A 15,050-nucleotide genomic window follows, 5' to 3' on the forward strand; every position below is an offset into this window, starting at 1 on the left:
CTGCCAGAGACCGCCCCACCCCTGCGTCACACGCTTGCTGACGGAACGTCAGATCGTCGCTAACGTGTCAGCCATGGAGAGCATCCCCCGCATCATCTCGGTGGACGATCACACGGTCGAGCCTCCTCACGTCTGGTCGGACCGGCTACCGGCGAAGTTCCGCGACGTCGGACCGCGGATCGTGCGCGCGCCGGTGCAGGAGCTGACCTTCACCGGCGGAAGGTTCACTCCCGTCATGGGCGCCGCGGGCGACGGCGGCCCGGAGGCGGACTGGTGGGTCTATGAGGATTTGCACCGTCCGCTCACTCGGCTGGATACCGCCGTCGGATACTCCAGGGACGATGTCAGGCTGGAGGGAATCACGTACGAACAGATGCGGCCCGGCTCGTACAGCGTCCCGGAGCGATTGGCCGATATGGACCGCAACCATGTCCAGTCCGCGCTGTGCTTCCCCACCTTTCCGCGCTTCTGCGGCCAGACCTTCACCGAGGCGTCCGACCGCGAACTCGCCCTCCTGTGCGTCCGCGCCTACAACGACTGGATGGTGGAGGAGTGGTGCGGCCCCGCCGCCCGCGGCCGCCTCGTCCCCCTCGGCATCGTCCCCCTGTGGGACGCGGAGTCGGCCGCCGCCGAAGTCCGCCGCAACGCGGGGCGGGGCGTGCGCGCCGTCTGCTTCTCCGAGATCCCCCCGCACCTCGGCCTCCCCTCCATCCACACCGACGCCTGGGACCCCTTCCTGCGCGCCTGCGCCGAGACCCGCACCGTCATCGCCATGCACATCGGCTCCTCCTCGCGCATGCCCTCCACCTCGGAGGACGCCCCGCCCGCCGTCAGCTCGGTCATCACCTTCGCCAACTGCTGCTTCTCGCTGGCCGACTGGCTGATGTCCGGCGCCTTCGAACGCTTCCCGGAGCTGCAGATCATGTACGCCGAGGGGCAGATCGGGTGGATCCCCTACGTGCTGGAGCGCGCCGACGTCACCTGGGAGCAGAACCGCGCGTGGGGCGGCGTCGCCGGAAAGGTCCGGCGGCCACCGTCCGAGCTCTTCGCCGAGCACGTCCACGGCTGCTTCTTCGACGACGCCTTCGGCCTGCGCAGCCTCGACGCGATCGGCGCCGGGAACGTCCTCTACGAGACCGACTACCCGCATTCCGACTCGACCTGGCCGCACTCCAAGGAGGTCGCGGAACGGCAGATGGCGCACCTGCCGCAGGACGTCACCGAGCGCATCGTCCGCGGCAACGCCATCGAGCTGCTGGGGCTGACGGAGGAAGGGCTGTGGGGGCATGGGCCGAGGTGAGGAATCGCAGCCCGCCACCGGCCTGCAAGTACTGCCTCCGGGCCGGCTTTCGTACGGCATGCAGCTCCCCGTCACCTCCCTCAGCACCCTCTACGCCGAGCCCTGGGAGGTCGAGGCCGGCCCCGCCGAGCTGCGGCGGATCGCCCGCGCCGCCGACCGGCTCGGCTTCGCCTACCTCGCCACCTGCGACCACGTCGCCATCCCGGTCCGGCTGGCCGCCGCCATGGGCACCGTCTGGTACGACCCTGTGGCCACCCTCGCCCACCTCGCCGCCATCACCGAACGCACCCTGCTGCTCAGCCACGTCGCCGTGGCCCCGCTGCGGCATCCGCTCGCGCTCGCCAAGCAGTACGCCACCGTCGACCGGCTCGCCGGAGGCCGGCTCGTCCTCGGCGTCGGGGCCGGTCACGTACGGGAGGAGTTCGAGGCGCTCGGGGTCGACTACGGGAGGCGCGGCGCGATCCTGGACGAGACGGTCGACGCGCTCAAGGCGGCGCTCGGACCGTCCGAGTTCCCGCAGTTCAGCGGCCGCCGCTTCGCCTTCCGCGGCCTCGGTCAGGCGCCCCGGCCTGCCCGTACGCCACGCCCGCCCCTCTGGGTCGGCGGCTCCTCGCCCGCCGCGCTGCGCCGGGCGGCGCTCCGCGGCGACGGCTGGCTCTCCCAGGGCGACCGGCGCGACCAGCTGCCGCAGCGCGTGGCCGTGCTGCGGCAGCTGCGGGAGGAGGCGGAGCTGGACGGGCCCTTCGCGGTCGGGGCGATCTCCGAGGCGCTCTACGTGGGGAGCCCGGCCTGGGACACCGGCGGCCGCACGCTGACCGGCGCACCGGACACGCTCGCGGAGTCGCTGCGGGCGTACCGGGCGATGGGTGCGGACCAGATCCAGGTGCGGTTCCGCTCGCGCGACGCCGCGGAGCTGATGGACCAGATGCAGGCATTCGCGGAGGGGGTGGCACCGCTGCTGGAGGGCTGAGGAGGGCTGTCCGGCCCGCCCGCCCCGGCCCGGCACCCGCAGAGCGTGTGGAGAGGTCGCACGCTCACTCGCGCAGAGGCCGCACGCTCACTCGCGCAGGGCAGCACGCACGCTCACTCGCAGAGAGGACGCACACTCATGGGCACACTCGACGGCCGCGTCGTACTCGTCACCGGCGCGGCACGCGGGCAGGGTGAGCAGGAGGCGCGGCTGTTCGCCGCGGAGGGCGCGAAGGTCGTCCTCGCGGACGTCCTGGACGAGCAGGGCGGCGCCGTGGCGAAGGAGCTGGGCCCCGGCGTGGCGCGGTACGTCCACCTCGACGTCGGCGAGGAGGCGGACTGGCCTGCGGCGGTCGCCGCCGCCAAGGAAGCGTTCGGCGCGCTCGACGGCCTCGTCAACAACGCCGGGATCCTGCGCCGCAACCTCCTGGTCGACACGCCGCCGCAGGAGTTCACCGAGGTCTGCCGCGTCAACCAGCTGGGCACGTTCCTCGGCATGCGCGCGGTCGCGCCCGAGCTGGCCGCGGCGGGCGGCGGCACCATCGTCAACGTCTCCTCGTACGCGGCCCTGGCCGGCCTCGCCTCCCTCACCTCCTACGCGGCCTCGAAGGCGGCCGTCCTCGCCATGACCCGCGTGGCCGCCCTGGAGCTGGCGGCCGAGGGGATACGGGTCAACGCCGTCTGCCCGGGCGGGGTCGACACCCCGATGATCGACGCGGAGCGGGCCGCCGCGCTCCACCGGAAGCTGGTGCCCATGGGCCGGATCGGCCGCCCGGAGGAGGTGGCGCGGACGGTGCTGTACCTGACCGCGGAGGACTCCTCGTACGTGACGGGCCAGCACGTCGTCGTGGACGGGGGATGGCTCGCGGGGATGCCGCTGCCGGTGGACACCCGGCGCTCACCGTCGTCTTGACGTTGCCGTGGCCCGGTGCCAGAGTCTCAGCACTACCAGCGAACTGACGATGCGTCAGAAATGCGGCGTCGGAAACCGACCGGACGGACGGTGAACCTCCGTGGAATTCGGGATCTTCGTGCAGGGTTACGTTCCGGCGAGCCGGCGGCGGGACGATCCCCGGGCCGAGCACCACGCGCTGATGGAGGAGACCGAGTACGTCATCCAGGCCGACAAATCCGGCTTCAAGTACGCCTGGGCCTCCGAGCACCACTTCCTCGACGAGTACTCGCACCTCTCCGCCAACGACGTCTTCCTCGGCTACCTCGCGCACGCCACCGACCGCATCCACCTCGGCTCCGGCATCTTCAACCCGCTCCCGCAGGTCAACCACCCGGCCAAGGTCGCCGAGAAGGCCGCCATGCTCGACCACCTCTCCCGCGGCCGCTTCGAGTTCGGCACCGGGCGGGGCGCGGGCAGCCACGAGATCCTCGGGTTCCTGCCGGGCATCACCGACATGGACCGCACCAAGGAGATCTGGGAGGAGACGATCGCCGAGTTCCCCCGGATGTGGCTGGAGGAGGAGTACCCCGGCTTCGAGGGGAAGCACTGGTCCCTGCCGCCGCGCAAGATCCTCCCCAAGCCGTACGGACCCGCGCACCCCGCCATGTGGTACGCGGCGGGCTCGCCCTCCTCGTACGCGATGGCCGCGCGCAAGGGGCTCGGCGTCCTCGGCTTCAGCGTGCAGAAGGTCGCCGACATGGAGTGGGTCGTCGACTCGTACAAGACGGCGATCGCCGAGGCCGAGCCCGTCGGCGCGTACGTCAACGACAACGTCATGGTCACCTCCACGGCCGTCTGCGCGGAGACGCACGAGAAGGCCGTGGAGACCGCGGCCGCGGGCGGGCTGCACTACCTGCAGTCGCTGCTCTTCCGCTACCACGACACGTTCCCCCGCCCCGAGGGCATCCCGCGCTGGCCGGAGCTGCTCCCCGAGTACACGGAGGAGATCATCGAGCTCCTCATCGCCGAGGAGCTGATGATCTGCGGCGACCCGGACGAGGTCTTCCGGCAGTGCAAGCGGTGGGAGCAGGCGGGCGCGGACCAGCTCTCCTTCGGGCTGCCGGTCGGCGTGCCCTACGAGGACACGATGCGGACGATCCGGCTGATCGGCGAGCACGTCATTCCGAAGATCGACACGGATCCGGTGCACCGGACGACGCGGCTGCGCCGGACGGCGGGGCGCTGAGGGGTCGTCGTCCTCTCGTACGCCGGGGCGGCGTCTTCCCGGATCCGCCGCCCCGGCCTCCGGCGGTCCGCTCCACGCGTCCCGGCACCGCTGGGCGTCCTTCCGGCCCGTCCGCAGGAATCCGGCCCGTCCGCAGGAAATGGTGACCGACAGCAAAGGTGACAGCTGCCATGCTCGACCACCTGTTCAGGCGCGCCACCGTCATCGACGGCACCGGAGCCCCCTCCTACGCCGCCGACGTCGGCATCCGGGACGGGCGCATAGCCCTCGTCCGGCGGTCCCCGTGCCGGGTGCAGGCCGGCGGCCGCGTGGGGGAGCGGGCCCGCACCGAGGAGGACGCCTCCGGGCTCGTCCTCGCCCCCGGCTTCGTCGACCCGCACACCCACTACGACGCCCAGCTTTTCTGGGACCCGTACGCGACCCCCTCCATGAGTCACGGCGTCACCACGGTCGTCGGCGGCAACTGCGGATTCAGCATCGCCCCGCTGAACCCCGCGCGCCCCGCCGACGCCGGCTACACGCGGCGCATGCTGAGCAAGGTGGAAGGCATGTCCCTGGCGGCCCTGGAGGAGGGCGCGCCCTGGGACTGGTCGTCCTTCGGGGAGTACCTGGACGCGCTGGACGGGCGCATCGCCGTCAACGCCGGGTTCATGGCCGGGCACTGCGCCCTGCGCCGCTACGCGATGGGCCCGGACGCCGTCGGCGGGCAGCCGGACGAAGAGCAGCTGCGGCACATGACCGCTCTCCTCCACGAGGCGATGGAGGCGGGCGCCTGGGGCCTGTCCACCACGCAGTCGCCCACGCACTCCGACGGCGACGGCCGCCCGGTGGCGTCCCGGCACGCGCGCCCCGCCGAGCTGCTCGCGCTCGCGGCGGCCGTCGGCGAGCACGAGGGCACCCAGATCGAGGCGATCGTCGCCGGCTGCCTCGACCGTTTCGACGACGCCGAGATCGACCTGCTGACGGACCTGAGCACGGCCGCCGGCCGCCCCCTCAACTGGAACGTCCTCACCATCGACGCCGCCGAGCCCGGCCGCGTGCCCCGCCAGCTCGCCGCCAGCGAGCGGGCCCGCGCCGCCGGCGGCCGGATCGTCGCGCTCACCATGCCGATCCTCACGCCCATGAACATGTCCCTGGGCACGTTCTGCGCGCTCAACCTCATCCCCGGCTGGGGCGAGATCCTGTCCCAGCCCCTGCCCCACCGCATCACGGCCCTGCGCGAACCGGCCGTCCAGGCCGGCATGCTGCGCAGCGCCCGCAGCCCCGAGGCGGGCGTCTTCCGCCGCCTGGCCGATTTCGGGCGCTACGTCATCGGCGACACGTACGCGAAGGAGAACGACGGCCTGACCGGGCGCGTCGTGGCCGACATCGCCGCCGAACGCGGCCTGGACCCCTTCGCCTGCCTGGTGGAGATCTGCGCGGCCGACGAACTGCGCACCGTCCTGTGGCCGATGCCCACCGACAACGACCCCGCCAGCTGGGAGCTGCGCCGGACCACCTGGGACCATCCCGACGTCCTCCTGGGCGGCTCCGACGCGGGGGCGCACCTGGACCGGATGTGCGGCGCCCCGTACACGACGCGCTTCCTCGGGGACTGCCTGCGCGGCCGCAAACTGGTGCCGGTCGAGCGCGCGGTGCAGATGCTCACGGACGAGCCGGCGCGGCTGTTCGGCCTGCGCGGCCGCGGCCGCATCGCCGAGGGGTACGCGGCCGACCTCGTCCTCTTCGACCCGCAGCGCATCGACGCGGGCCCGGCCGCGCTCGTCCACGACCTGCCGGGCGACGGGCCGCGGCTGGATTCGCGAGCGGTGGGCGTGGTGAGCGTGCGGGTCAACGGGGTGGAGACGGTGCGGCACGACGTGGTGACGGGGGCGCTGCCGGGGACGGTGCTGCGGTCGGGGAGGGACACGGAGACGGTGGGGACGGGAAGGGCCTGAGGACGGGACGGTTCTGGGGACGGGCCCGGGTGCGGGAAAATTTTGAATGGGGCAAAAGGGGCGGTGCTGCGGTTCTCGCAGGCGGGGAATGGGGCGTACGGCCTGGAGGTTACCGGTCGTAACACGGACGGGCCCTTGGAATGCGAGGCAAGTGACCGCATACGGCCGGAAGTTCAAGGTACGGACCGACGGGCGCCGCCGGCCTCGATACGGAAACAGCACCACTTACCGTCCTGCCCATGGTTCAGGTCACTCCGCGGCCGCAGGCCGGAGACACGGGCAGGGATGGCGGCAGCGGGAACGGCAGGGACAAGGGTCTCGGCGGCAACTCCGTGGGCCTGCTCGGCAGCGCCGTCATCGGCATCTCCACCGTCGCCCCCGTCTACTGCCTGACCTCCACCCTCGGCCCGACCGCCGGCCAGGTAGGCATGCAGATGCCGGCCGTCTTCCTGGCCGGATTCCTGCCGATGCTGCTGGTCGCGTTCGCCTACCGCGAGCTGAACAAGGCCGTCCCCGACTGCGGCACGTCCTTCACCTGGACGGTGCAGGCGTTCGGGCCGCGCGTCGGCTGGATGTGCGGCTGGGGCCTCGTGATCGCCACGATCATCGTGCTGTCGAACCTGGCGGGCGTGGCGACCTCGTTCTTCTACCTCCTGCTGGGCGAAGTCACGGGCAGCGACGCGGTGGCCGCCCTGGACGGCGACCGGCCCGTGCACGTGGCGACGTGCCTCGCCTTCATCGCCGTCGCGACCGCGATCAGCTACCGGGGGATGACGGCGACGAAGGGCGTGCAGTACGCGCTGGTGGCCCTGCAACTCGCCGTTCTGGCCGCCTTCGTCGTGATGGCCCTGGTCAAGGCCCGGTCCGGCAGCCTGCCCGCGTCCATCGGCTTCTCCTGGACCTGGCTGGACCCGTTCGCCGTCCCGTCCTTCGCGGCCTTCACCGCGGGGCTCTCGCTCTCCATCTTCATGTTCTGGGGCTGGGACGCGTGCCTGACCGTCAACGAGGAGACGGAGGGCAGCGCGAAGACCCCCGGCCGGGCGGCGCTCCTCGCCATGGTCGTCCTCGTCGGCTCGTACCTGCTGACCGCCGTCGCCGCCCAGATGTTCGCGGGCGTCGGCGAGGAGGGCACCGGCCTCGGCAACCCGGACACCGCCGGCAACGTTTTCGCCGCGCTCGCCGACCCCGTCCTGGGCACGGCCCTCGGCGTGCTGCTGTTCGTGGCCGTGCTGGCCTCGGCCGCGGCGAGCCTCCAGACGACGTTCCTGCCCGTCGCCCGCACGGTCCTGGCCATGAGCACCTACGAGGCCCTGCCGCCGTCCTTCGCCCGCATCCACCCGCGCTTCAAGTCGCCGGGCCGCGCCACCGTCGCGGCCGGCATCGCCACGGGCGTCTTCTACGCGGTCATGAGCTTCCTCAGCGAGAACGTCCTCATCGACACGATCTACGCCCTCGGGCTGATGATCTGCTTCTACTACTCGATCACGGCGTTCGCGTGCGCCTGGTACTTCCGCGGGGAACTGGGGCGTTCGGTGCGCGACGCCCTCTTCAAGGGCGTGTTCCCGGTACTGGGCGGCGCCCTGCTGGCCGCGGTCTTCGGCAAGACGCTGTACGACATGGGGGATCCGTCGTACGGGAGCGGCAGCTCGGTGCTCGGGGTGGGCTCGGTCTTCGTGATCGGGGTGGGACTGCTGCTGTTGGGCGTCGTCCTGATGCTGCTGATGCAGCGCCGCAGCCCGGCGTTCTTCCGCGGGGAGGTGCTGACGCGGTCGACGCCGGCGCTGGTGGTGGAGGACTGAGCTTCTGAGCCTCTCGCCGGGCCGGGCCGGTCTACGGTGACGTCTTTGCCCCCGGTTCTGCCCCTGTCTTCGTCCCTTCCAGTACCGCCTCGACGTCGACCGTGACGTCGACCATGTCGCTGACGACCACGCCGCCCCGGTCGACCGTGTCGTTCCAGCTCACCCCGAAGTCCTGGCGGTTGAGGCGGGCCGTGGCGGTGAAGCCGGCCCGGCGCCGGGGACCCGCGTCGCGGCCGTCCTCCCACCACGGGGTGTCCCACTGCCCCAGATAGGTGACATCGAACGTCACGGGGCGGGTCACTCCCCGGATGGTGAGGTCCCCGGTGACCTCGAACTCGGTCGCGCTGGCCTGATGGACGCGCGTGCTCGTGAAGGTCCACTCCGGGTGGGCCTCGCAGTCGAAGAAGTCCGCGCTGCGGAGGTGGGCGTCGCGCTGCTCCTGGCCCGTGTACACCCCGGTCGCGTCGATCACCGCCTCCACGCGGGCGCTCTCCGGATCGCCGGGATCGACCTCCAGCGAGCCGCGCACGTTCTTCAGCTGGCCGCGCACGTAGGTGACCATCATGTGCCTGGCGCGGAACTCGGCGCCCGTGTGGCCGGGCTCGAAGAACCATCTGGTGATGCCCATGGCACCTCCCGGGCAGGGTGTCGGCCCCTTTGCCCAGGATAGGGCGGGTTTGCCAGGAGAGGGTGTCTGCGGGGCGGCGGCGGCCGGTGGTCCGCACCCCCGTCACGGACCACCGGCACGGGGGAGCGCGCGAGCTGCTCCGCACTGCCGTCACCTTAACGCGCTCTATCGCGCATTAAGCTGAACGGTAGCGAGGTGGACGCACGTCGTGCAACGCGGTTCCGTCCCCGGACGGCGGACATGACGTGAAGATCCGGTGCGCATTACATTGGACGTCCATGACCGAGCGACCGGAGCAATCGCAGCGGCCGCGGCAGCGCGGGCGGCCGGAGCGACCCGAGAGACCGCCGCACGGCTCCGCCCGCCCGGGCGGACGGACGGCCCGTACGCGCGCAGCCGTCCTCGCCGCCGCCCTGGACGAGCTCGGAGCGGCCGGCTTCGGAGCACTCACCCTGGACAAGATCGCCGCCCGCTCCGGCGTCCACGTCTCGACGATCCGCCGCCGCTGGCACACGGTCGAAGGCGTCGTCGTGGACCTGCTGGCCCAGCACAGCGCCGCGATCCCCACCCCCGACACCGGCGACTTCCGGAGCGACCTGCACGAACTCGCCCGCATCATCGCCGCCTTCCACGCCGCCCCGCGCAACCGCAACCTCGTCGAAGGCATCGTGGTGGCGGCCGCACACGCCCCCCACGTCGGGGACATCGTCCGCGACGCCTTCACCGCGCGCATCGAGCACGTCACCCGGATCGTCCACCGTGCGGTCGCCCGCGGCGAAGTCCCGCCGGACACCGACGCGATGGAAGTCATCGAGGCACTGGGTGCGCCGTTCTACTACCGGCTGCTCATCCTGCGCGGGAACATCGACGCCCGCCTGATCCACACGAGCGCGGAAACCACGTACCACGCGGCGCGCGCCGGAGCGTTCGGCAAACAACAACCACCTCTCCAGCACGACGGGGCACCATGAAATTCCCCGCGCCCACGCCCACATGCGTTCTGGGCAGCACCGGGCTCTGCGCCCCGCACACCGGCCGCGGACACGACCCCGACGCCTACGTCGAGATCGGCTCCCTGACGAAGGTGCTGACCGGGACCCTGCTGATGCAGCTGGCGGCCCGCGGCGTCCTCACCGTGGACGACCCTCTCGAACGATGGCTGAAGACGCCGGCGGGTACGGGCATCACCTTGCGGCATCTGCAGGAGCACACATCGGGGCTGCCCCGGCTGCCTCCCGGTACGACGCGCTCGGACCCGTACCGCGCTTTCACGGACGAGGCCTTGGGGGAAATCCTCGCCCGCCCGGACGGGCTTCTCACCGCCCCGCCCGGAGAGAAGGAAGAGTATTCCAACCTCGGTTATGCCGTGCTGGGCGCCGCATTGTCGGCAGCGGCGGGTGCCCCGTACCCGGAACTGCTCGCGGAACACGTACTGGACCCGCTGGGCATACGGAGCGAGGTCACGCACCGGCCCCCGCCGGACCGCAGCCTGATTCCGGCCGGTCTCTTCGGCCGCCGGCTCCGGCCGTGGACGATGACCGGTGCGATTCTCCCCGCGGGCGGCATGTGGGCGACCCCGAAAGCCGCGGCCCGCATTCTCACCGGCCTGGTGGTGGACCGCGTCCTGGGAGAACCGGCCGCCGCATGGCAGCGATCGGGCGAACTCGTCTGGCACAACGGCGCCACACGGAACGCCTCGGTCTTCGCCGGTGCCCTCCCGGACGGGCGGTGGATCCTCGTCCACCGCCTCGGCGGCTCGTCGGACGCGACGGACCGCATCGCGGTGGATCACCTGCGGGGAGAGCGGTGCGGGGACGGCGAAGGCCAAGGGCCGGGCCACTCGCTCGGTGAGGGGCGAGGGTGAGGGGCGAGAGCGGGGACTAGGCCACGCGTTCGGCGAGGAAGTCCTCCCAGGTCCGCTGCCCGACGGAGGCGCCCTCAAGAGTCAGGTTCTCGCCCGCTCGGTAGGCGCGGCCGACCTTCCCCGGCATCCGGACGGGCAGCATGAGCCGGTGCTTGCCGCGCGCCTGCAGATAGCCGCGGCTGAGCTCGTCCAGCCCGTACACCTTCGGCCCGGCGAGGTCGGGGACCAGACCGGCCGGCCGGTCGAGGGCCAGTTCCACGAGCCGGGCGGCCACGTCGCGCGCGTCGACCGGCTGCCAGCGGAGACCGCCCGGCGCGGGCACCACCGGCAGCTTCGCCATCTTCTCCACGACCGTCAGCGCCAGGTCGTGGAACTGGGCGGCTCGCAGCGTCGTCCACGGAATGCCGGACTCCGATACGGCCTGCTCGGCGCCCAGCTTGGCCCTGAAGTAGCCCAGCGGAAGCTTGTCCGCCCCGATGACCGAGATGTAGACGAGGTGCTGCACTCCCGCACGCCGCGCGGCCTCCACCAGGTTGCGGGTGGCCTCGTCGTCGCCCTTGGGGCCGCCCGCGAGGTGCAGGACGGTCTCGACGCCGTCGAGTGCGGCGGCGAGGCCCCCGCCCTTGAGCAGGTCCGCCGCCACGTGCTCGATGCCGTCGTCCGTGGATGCGCCACCGCGGCGGCTCAGCACCCGCACGGTGCGGCCTGCCTCCCGCAGGAGCGGCACGACGAGGCGGCCGAGCGTTCCCGTACCGCCGGTGACGAGAACGGGGGAGGTCGTCGCGGCCATCTTCACCATCTCCAATGCCCTCGCCCGGGAGATGATCTCCCAGGTCTCTGGCCCTATGACCCGCCGCGAAGAAGGAATGTGACAGGTGGACGAGAAGACTTCCGAAGCGTCTGCGGAAGCTGTGACAGCGCGCTTCGAGGAACACCGGCCGCGCCTGAGAGCCGTGGCCTACCGCATGCTCGGCTCGCTCAGCGAGGCCGACGACGCCGTTCAGGAGGCATGGCTCCGGCTCGACCGCAACGGCATCGCCGGCATCGAGAACCTCGGCGGCTGGCTGACCACCGTGACGGGCCGCGTGTGCCTCAACATGCTGCGCTCGCGCGAGCAGCGCCGCGAGGAACCGCTGGAGACGCGGATCCCGGACCCGGTCATCGGCCGCGAGGCCGGGGCGGGAGCAGGGGCAGGGGACGGCGGGGCGGGGGCCGACCCGGAGGGGGAAGCGCTGCTCGTCGACTCGGTCGGCCTGGCCATGCTGGTGGTGCTGCAGTCCCTGGGCCCCGCCGAGCGGCTCGCCTTCGTCCTCCACGACATGTTCCAGGTGCCCTTCGACGAGATCGCGCCGCTGATCGAGAAGACCCCGGCCGCGACGCGGCAGCTCGCGAGCCGCGCCCGCCGCCGGGTGCGGGACGGGGCCCCGGCTCCCGACCCGGACCTCGCCCGGCAGCGCGCCGCCGTCGACGCGTTCTTCGCCGCCGCGCGCGAGGGCGACTTCGAAGCGCTCGTCTCGGTGCTGGACCCGGACGTCGTCCTGCGCTCGGACGGAGGCCCCGGCCGACCCGGCCTCTCCGTCGTCCTCAACGGCGCCAGGACCGTGGCCGGCCGGGCGATCACCTTCGGACAGCTGTCCCCGTTCGTGCGGCCGGTGCTCATCAATGGGGCCGCGGGGGTCGTGGTCGTGGCGAACGGACGCCCGATGTCCGTCATGGCCTTCACCGTGGTGGACGGAAAGATCGCCGCGATCCAGGTCCTGGCGGATCCCGAACGCCTGGGGCGGCTGGAGTTGCCGGGTTCGGAGGCGTAGGGGGGACGCGGGGGCGGAGGCATCTGGAGACACGGCTGACACGGCCGGTGTCAGCGGTACAGGGCCTCGCCTCTTGCCGTCCTGGCGTAGAGCACGACCCGCCCTGTCCGGTGGGGTGCGATGAGGCCGGCCCGGGCGAGCTTGTGCAGGTGGGCGGAGACACCGCCCGGAGCCAGCCCGGTCCGGTCGGCGAGCTCCAGGGTGCCGGCGGGGGTTTCGAGGAGCTGGAGGAGCAGGGCGCGGGTGGCGCCCAGCACCGGGGCCAGGTCGGCGGCGGCCGCCCGGGCGTCGGCGGGCGATTCCCACAGGGTGCCTATGCCACGGACGGGGTAGCGGATCACGGGGACCCAGGGCGCTGAAGTCTTGAAGTAGAGCCTCGGCCACGCGAACGCCGACGGCACCAGGACCAGGCCGCGCCCCTCCAGCGAGCGGTGCGGATCGGGAAGTCCCGCCCGCCGGCTGGCGATCCGCAGGGTCCCGGTGTCCTGATCGAAGGTCAGGCCGGGGTGGATGTCGGCGAACATCGCCGCAGGCCCGCGCTCGGTCAGCGAGCGCGCGCGGTAGTGGATGTCGGACTCGAGCAGGGCCCGGATCTTCGGCCAGGCCGGGGCCAGGGTGCGCTGCCAGTACCCGCGCAGGTCGGCCACGACCGTTTCCATTTCGCGTCGCGGGGCCTGGAGCATCGGCGCCAAGCCGGCCGGCAGCTCGTCGCCGAAGGCTGCGGCCAGGTCACGGCGGACGACGTCGGAGGGGGTGCGGCGCACCTCGTCGAGTTCGTCGTCGAGCGCGGTCAGGGGTGACAGCGGGGTGGGCGCGAGGAACCCGGGAAGGTGGCCCGGAGGCCCGGCGGTGAGGTCGCGCGCCGCGGACGCCCCGGGCCCGGTGAGGAGCGGGTCGTGGCGGTGCTCGGACAGCCATGGCATGTGGATCGCGTGGCTCGCCGGCCGGGTCAGTGTCCTGATGGACGCCAGCAGCTCCCAGACCGGCGAGACGGCCCAGCGCAGCTGACTCAGATCCGCGGTGCCCAGGGACAGGGTGAGCGTGGACGGCACGAGGATTCACCCTAGCGTGAATCCGTTGAGGGGGGTGAGGGGTTGCCGGAGGGTGCCTGCCATGACAGAGACAGGGACAGCTGAGGCCATCACGACGGGGGCGGGACAGGGACCGGTGGCCGTTCCCCGGGATCGCACCCGCTATCTCACGGCGTCCGGGGTCGCGTTGTGGGGTGCCCAGATCGGCCAGGTGGCCGTTCCACTGACGGCGGTCACCGTCCTGCACGTGGGGGCGGGAGGCACGTCGCTGTTGAAGGCCGCACTGACATTGCCCTTCGTGATCCTCGGACTGCCGGTCGGCGCGTGGCTGGACCGGGTGCGGCACCGTCCGGTCATGATCGGCGCGGACGTGGTGCGGGCGGCCGCGCTGATCACCGTGCCCGTGGCCGCGTGGTCCGGGCACCTGACGATGGCCCACCTGCTGGCGGTCGTGGTGGTTCAGGGCGTGGCGACGGTCTTCTTCGACCTGGGCACCCAGAGCCTCGTCAAGGACCTGGCCCCCGGCGCCCTCCTCGCACGCACCAACGCCCGCCTGGCGACGATCACCCAGGCGGCGGTCATCGCAGGTCCCCCCTTGGCCGGGTGGGCGGCCGGACTGCTGAGCGCACCCACGGTGCTGCTCGTCATGGCCGCGGGATACCTGTGGTCCGCGGGGTGGCTGTCCACGCTCACCACGCACGAGCACCCCTCCGGTGACGCGACCCGGCCGCGCTTCCTGCAGCAGATCGGCGAGGGCGTCGCCTTCGTCGCCCGCCAGACCGTGCTGCGGACCGTGGTGATCGCCGGTTCGATGGTCAACATCGGCATCGCCGGTGTGACGACGTTGCTCCCGGTGCTCGCCCTGACCGAGCTCGGATGGAGTGAGGGGACTCTCGGGATGTTCCTCGGCGCCGGTGGCGTCGGTGGCCTGATCGGTGCCGCGACAGCCGTCAAGCTGGCCGACAAGCTCGGTGCGGGCCGGGCCGTCCTGCTCGTCGGGATCGCGGTCGCCCCTCTGGCCGTCGCCATCCCTCTGCTCGGCCGGCCGGTGCCCGGCCCCGTCGCGGCGGTGGGGTGGGCGCTGGTCATGCTCAAGGTCGGCTTCGACTCCGTCCTCATGATGACGTTCCGGCAGCAGGTCACCCCTGCCGGCCTCATGGCCAGGGTCAACGGCACCATGCGCGTGCTCTTCACCGGCGCCGTCACCCTCGGCTCCGCAACGGCCGGCGCCCTGGCCACGACCGCCGGCATCCGCTGGGCCCTAGGAGCCTCGGCCGCCTGCCTGGCCTGCGTCTGGATCCCGATCGCCCTGTCACCGGTACGTCGAATGACGACGCTTGGGGGTGGGGGGTAGGGGGGGAGGGGGGGGGGGTGCGGAGGTGCAGCGGTCTGAGGTGGGTGGTGGGCTGATGATCTCGGCCGGGGGTCGGCGGGGTGGTGGGTTGAGGTCAAGACAGGCTGGCAGCAGGGGGAGGGGTGGGGGGCGGGGGTCCGGTGGCTTTTGCCTGGGGCGGGTGGGGTGTTGGCCGCCGTACTCGCGTCGTCACGGATGCGGGTGCGTGAGGAGACC

13 protein-coding genes are annotated in these 15,050 nt (G+C 72.2%); 10 read left to right on the forward strand and 3 right to left on the reverse strand.

Going from position 1 to position 15,050, the window contains the following annotated elements; translation table 11 throughout:
* Positions 1 to 73 precede the first annotated feature (73 nt).
* The 6 genes from ACFZCD_RS28885 (at position 74) to ACFZCD_RS28910 (ending at position 8,146) form a co-directional block, all read left to right on the forward strand.
* Positions 74 to 1,300: an amidohydrolase family protein gene (locus tag ACFZCD_RS28885; protein WP_391835866.1), complete on the forward strand. Its 1,227-nt coding sequence runs from the start codon at positions 74 to 76 to the stop codon at positions 1,298 to 1,300.
* The gene (locus tag ACFZCD_RS28890; protein WP_391835868.1) at positions 1,287 to 2,270 is read left to right on the forward strand and encodes a TIGR03619 family F420-dependent LLM class oxidoreductase; all 984 of its coding nucleotides are present in this window, start codon (positions 1,287 to 1,289) and stop codon (positions 2,268 to 2,270) included. Before ACFZCD_RS28885 ends, ACFZCD_RS28890 begins: the two co-directional genes overlap by 14 nt.
* 138 nt (positions 2,271 to 2,408) lie before the next feature.
* Positions 2,409 to 3,182 (forward strand): SDR family NAD(P)-dependent oxidoreductase, encoded by a 774-nt coding sequence (locus ACFZCD_RS28895; RefSeq protein ID WP_391835870.1) that lies wholly within the window; start codon positions 2,409 to 2,411, stop codon positions 3,180 to 3,182.
* A gap of 100 nt (positions 3,183 to 3,282) precedes the next feature.
* On the forward strand, positions 3,283 to 4,410 hold the full coding sequence (locus ACFZCD_RS28900; protein ID WP_391835872.1) for an LLM class flavin-dependent oxidoreductase: 1,128 nt from the start codon (positions 3,283 to 3,285) through the stop codon (positions 4,408 to 4,410).
* 170 nt (positions 4,411 to 4,580) lie between these two features.
* On the forward strand, positions 4,581 to 6,347 hold the full coding sequence (locus ACFZCD_RS28905; protein ID WP_391835874.1) for an amidohydrolase family protein: 1,767 nt from the start codon (positions 4,581 to 4,583) through the stop codon (positions 6,345 to 6,347).
* A 239-nt stretch (positions 6,348 to 6,586) separates the two neighbouring features.
* Complete coding sequence (locus tag ACFZCD_RS28910; RefSeq protein ID WP_391835876.1) at positions 6,587 to 8,146, forward strand: APC family permease; 1,560 nt, start codon at positions 6,587 to 6,589, stop codon at positions 8,144 to 8,146.
* A 31-nt stretch (positions 8,147 to 8,177) separates the two neighbouring features.
* On the opposite strand, the gene ACFZCD_RS28915 is transcribed toward ACFZCD_RS28910, so the two are convergent.
* Positions 8,178 to 8,774: a YceI family protein gene (locus ACFZCD_RS28915; protein WP_391835878.1), complete on the reverse strand. Its 597-nt coding sequence runs from the start codon at positions 8,772 to 8,774 to the stop codon at positions 8,178 to 8,180.
* A 278-nt stretch (positions 8,775 to 9,052) separates the two neighbouring features.
* Between ACFZCD_RS28915 and ACFZCD_RS28920 the strand changes: the two genes are divergently transcribed.
* Together ACFZCD_RS28920 and ACFZCD_RS28925 are read left to right on the forward strand one after the other, a co-directional pair.
* Entirely contained in the window at positions 9,053 to 9,745 is a 693-nt protein-coding gene (locus tag ACFZCD_RS28920) for a TetR-like C-terminal domain-containing protein (RefSeq protein WP_391835880.1), read from the forward strand.
* Positions 9,742 to 10,638, forward strand: coding sequence for a serine hydrolase domain-containing protein (locus ACFZCD_RS28925; protein WP_391835882.1), 897 nt, complete (start codon positions 9,742 to 9,744; stop codon positions 10,636 to 10,638). The genes ACFZCD_RS28920 and ACFZCD_RS28925 overlap by 4 nt, the downstream gene beginning before the upstream one ends.
* Before the next feature lie 16 nt (positions 10,639 to 10,654).
* Here the strand turns inward: ACFZCD_RS28925 and ACFZCD_RS28930 are convergent, their stop codons facing one another.
* The gene (locus ACFZCD_RS28930; protein ID WP_391835884.1) at positions 10,655 to 11,437 is read right to left on the reverse strand and encodes an SDR family oxidoreductase; all 783 of its coding nucleotides are present in this window, start codon (positions 11,435 to 11,437) and stop codon (positions 10,655 to 10,657) included.
* Between the two features lie 76 nt (positions 11,438 to 11,513).
* On the opposite strand from ACFZCD_RS28930, the gene ACFZCD_RS28935 reads away from it, so the two are divergent.
* Positions 11,514 to 12,449 carry a sigma-70 family RNA polymerase sigma factor gene (locus tag ACFZCD_RS28935; RefSeq protein ID WP_391835886.1) on the forward strand — a complete coding sequence of 312 codons (936 nt, stop codon included), beginning with the start codon at positions 11,514 to 11,516 and terminating at the stop codon, positions 12,447 to 12,449.
* Between the two features lie 50 nt (positions 12,450 to 12,499).
* On the opposite strand, the gene ACFZCD_RS28940 is transcribed toward ACFZCD_RS28935, so the two are convergent.
* On the reverse strand, positions 12,500 to 13,501 hold the full coding sequence (locus ACFZCD_RS28940; RefSeq protein WP_391835888.1) for a DUF5937 family protein: 1,002 nt from the start codon (positions 13,499 to 13,501) through the stop codon (positions 12,500 to 12,502).
* Between the two features lie 61 nt (positions 13,502 to 13,562).
* Between ACFZCD_RS28940 and ACFZCD_RS28945 the strand changes: the two genes are divergently transcribed.
* Positions 13,563 to 14,834 (forward strand): MFS transporter, encoded by a 1,272-nt coding sequence (locus ACFZCD_RS28945; protein ID WP_391835890.1) that lies wholly within the window; start codon positions 13,563 to 13,565, stop codon positions 14,832 to 14,834.
* The last annotated feature ends 216 nt before the right edge of the window (positions 14,835 to 15,050 follow it).

The organism is Streptomyces sp. NPDC008001, assembly GCF_042958085.1.
GTDB lineage: Bacteria > Actinomycetota > Actinomycetes > Streptomycetales > Streptomycetaceae > Streptomyces.

What these genes read in the sequence shown, in the direction of transcription:
- ACFZCD_RS28925 (WP_391835882.1), top strand. Translation starts at nt 9,742, where the DNA reads ATGAAATTCCCCGCGCCCACGCCCACATGCGTTCTGGGCAGCACCGGG.
- ACFZCD_RS28920 (WP_391835880.1), top strand. Translation starts at nt 9,053, where the DNA reads ATGACCGAGCGACCGGAGCAATCGCAGCGGCCGCGGCAGCGCGGGCGG.
- ACFZCD_RS28915 (WP_391835878.1), bottom strand. Translation starts at nt 8,774, where the DNA reads ATGGGCATCACCAGATGGTTCTTCGAGCCCGGCCACACGGGCGCCGAG.
- ACFZCD_RS28930 (WP_391835884.1), bottom strand. Translation starts at nt 11,437, where the DNA reads ATGGTGAAGATGGCCGCGACGACCTCCCCCGTTCTCGTCACCGGCGGT.
- ACFZCD_RS28945 (WP_391835890.1), top strand. Translation starts at nt 13,563, where the DNA reads ATGACAGAGACAGGGACAGCTGAGGCCATCACGACGGGGGCGGGACAG.
- ACFZCD_RS28905 (WP_391835874.1), top strand. Translation starts at nt 4,581, where the DNA reads ATGCTCGACCACCTGTTCAGGCGCGCCACCGTCATCGACGGCACCGGA.
- ACFZCD_RS28895 (WP_391835870.1), top strand. Translation starts at nt 2,409, where the DNA reads ATGGGCACACTCGACGGCCGCGTCGTACTCGTCACCGGCGCGGCACGC.
- ACFZCD_RS28885 (WP_391835866.1), top strand. Translation starts at nt 74, where the DNA reads ATGGAGAGCATCCCCCGCATCATCTCGGTGGACGATCACACGGTCGAG.
- ACFZCD_RS28890 (WP_391835868.1), top strand. Translation starts at nt 1,287, where the DNA reads ATGGGCCGAGGTGAGGAATCGCAGCCCGCCACCGGCCTGCAAGTACTG.
- ACFZCD_RS28910 (WP_391835876.1), top strand. Translation starts at nt 6,587, where the DNA reads ATGGTTCAGGTCACTCCGCGGCCGCAGGCCGGAGACACGGGCAGGGAT.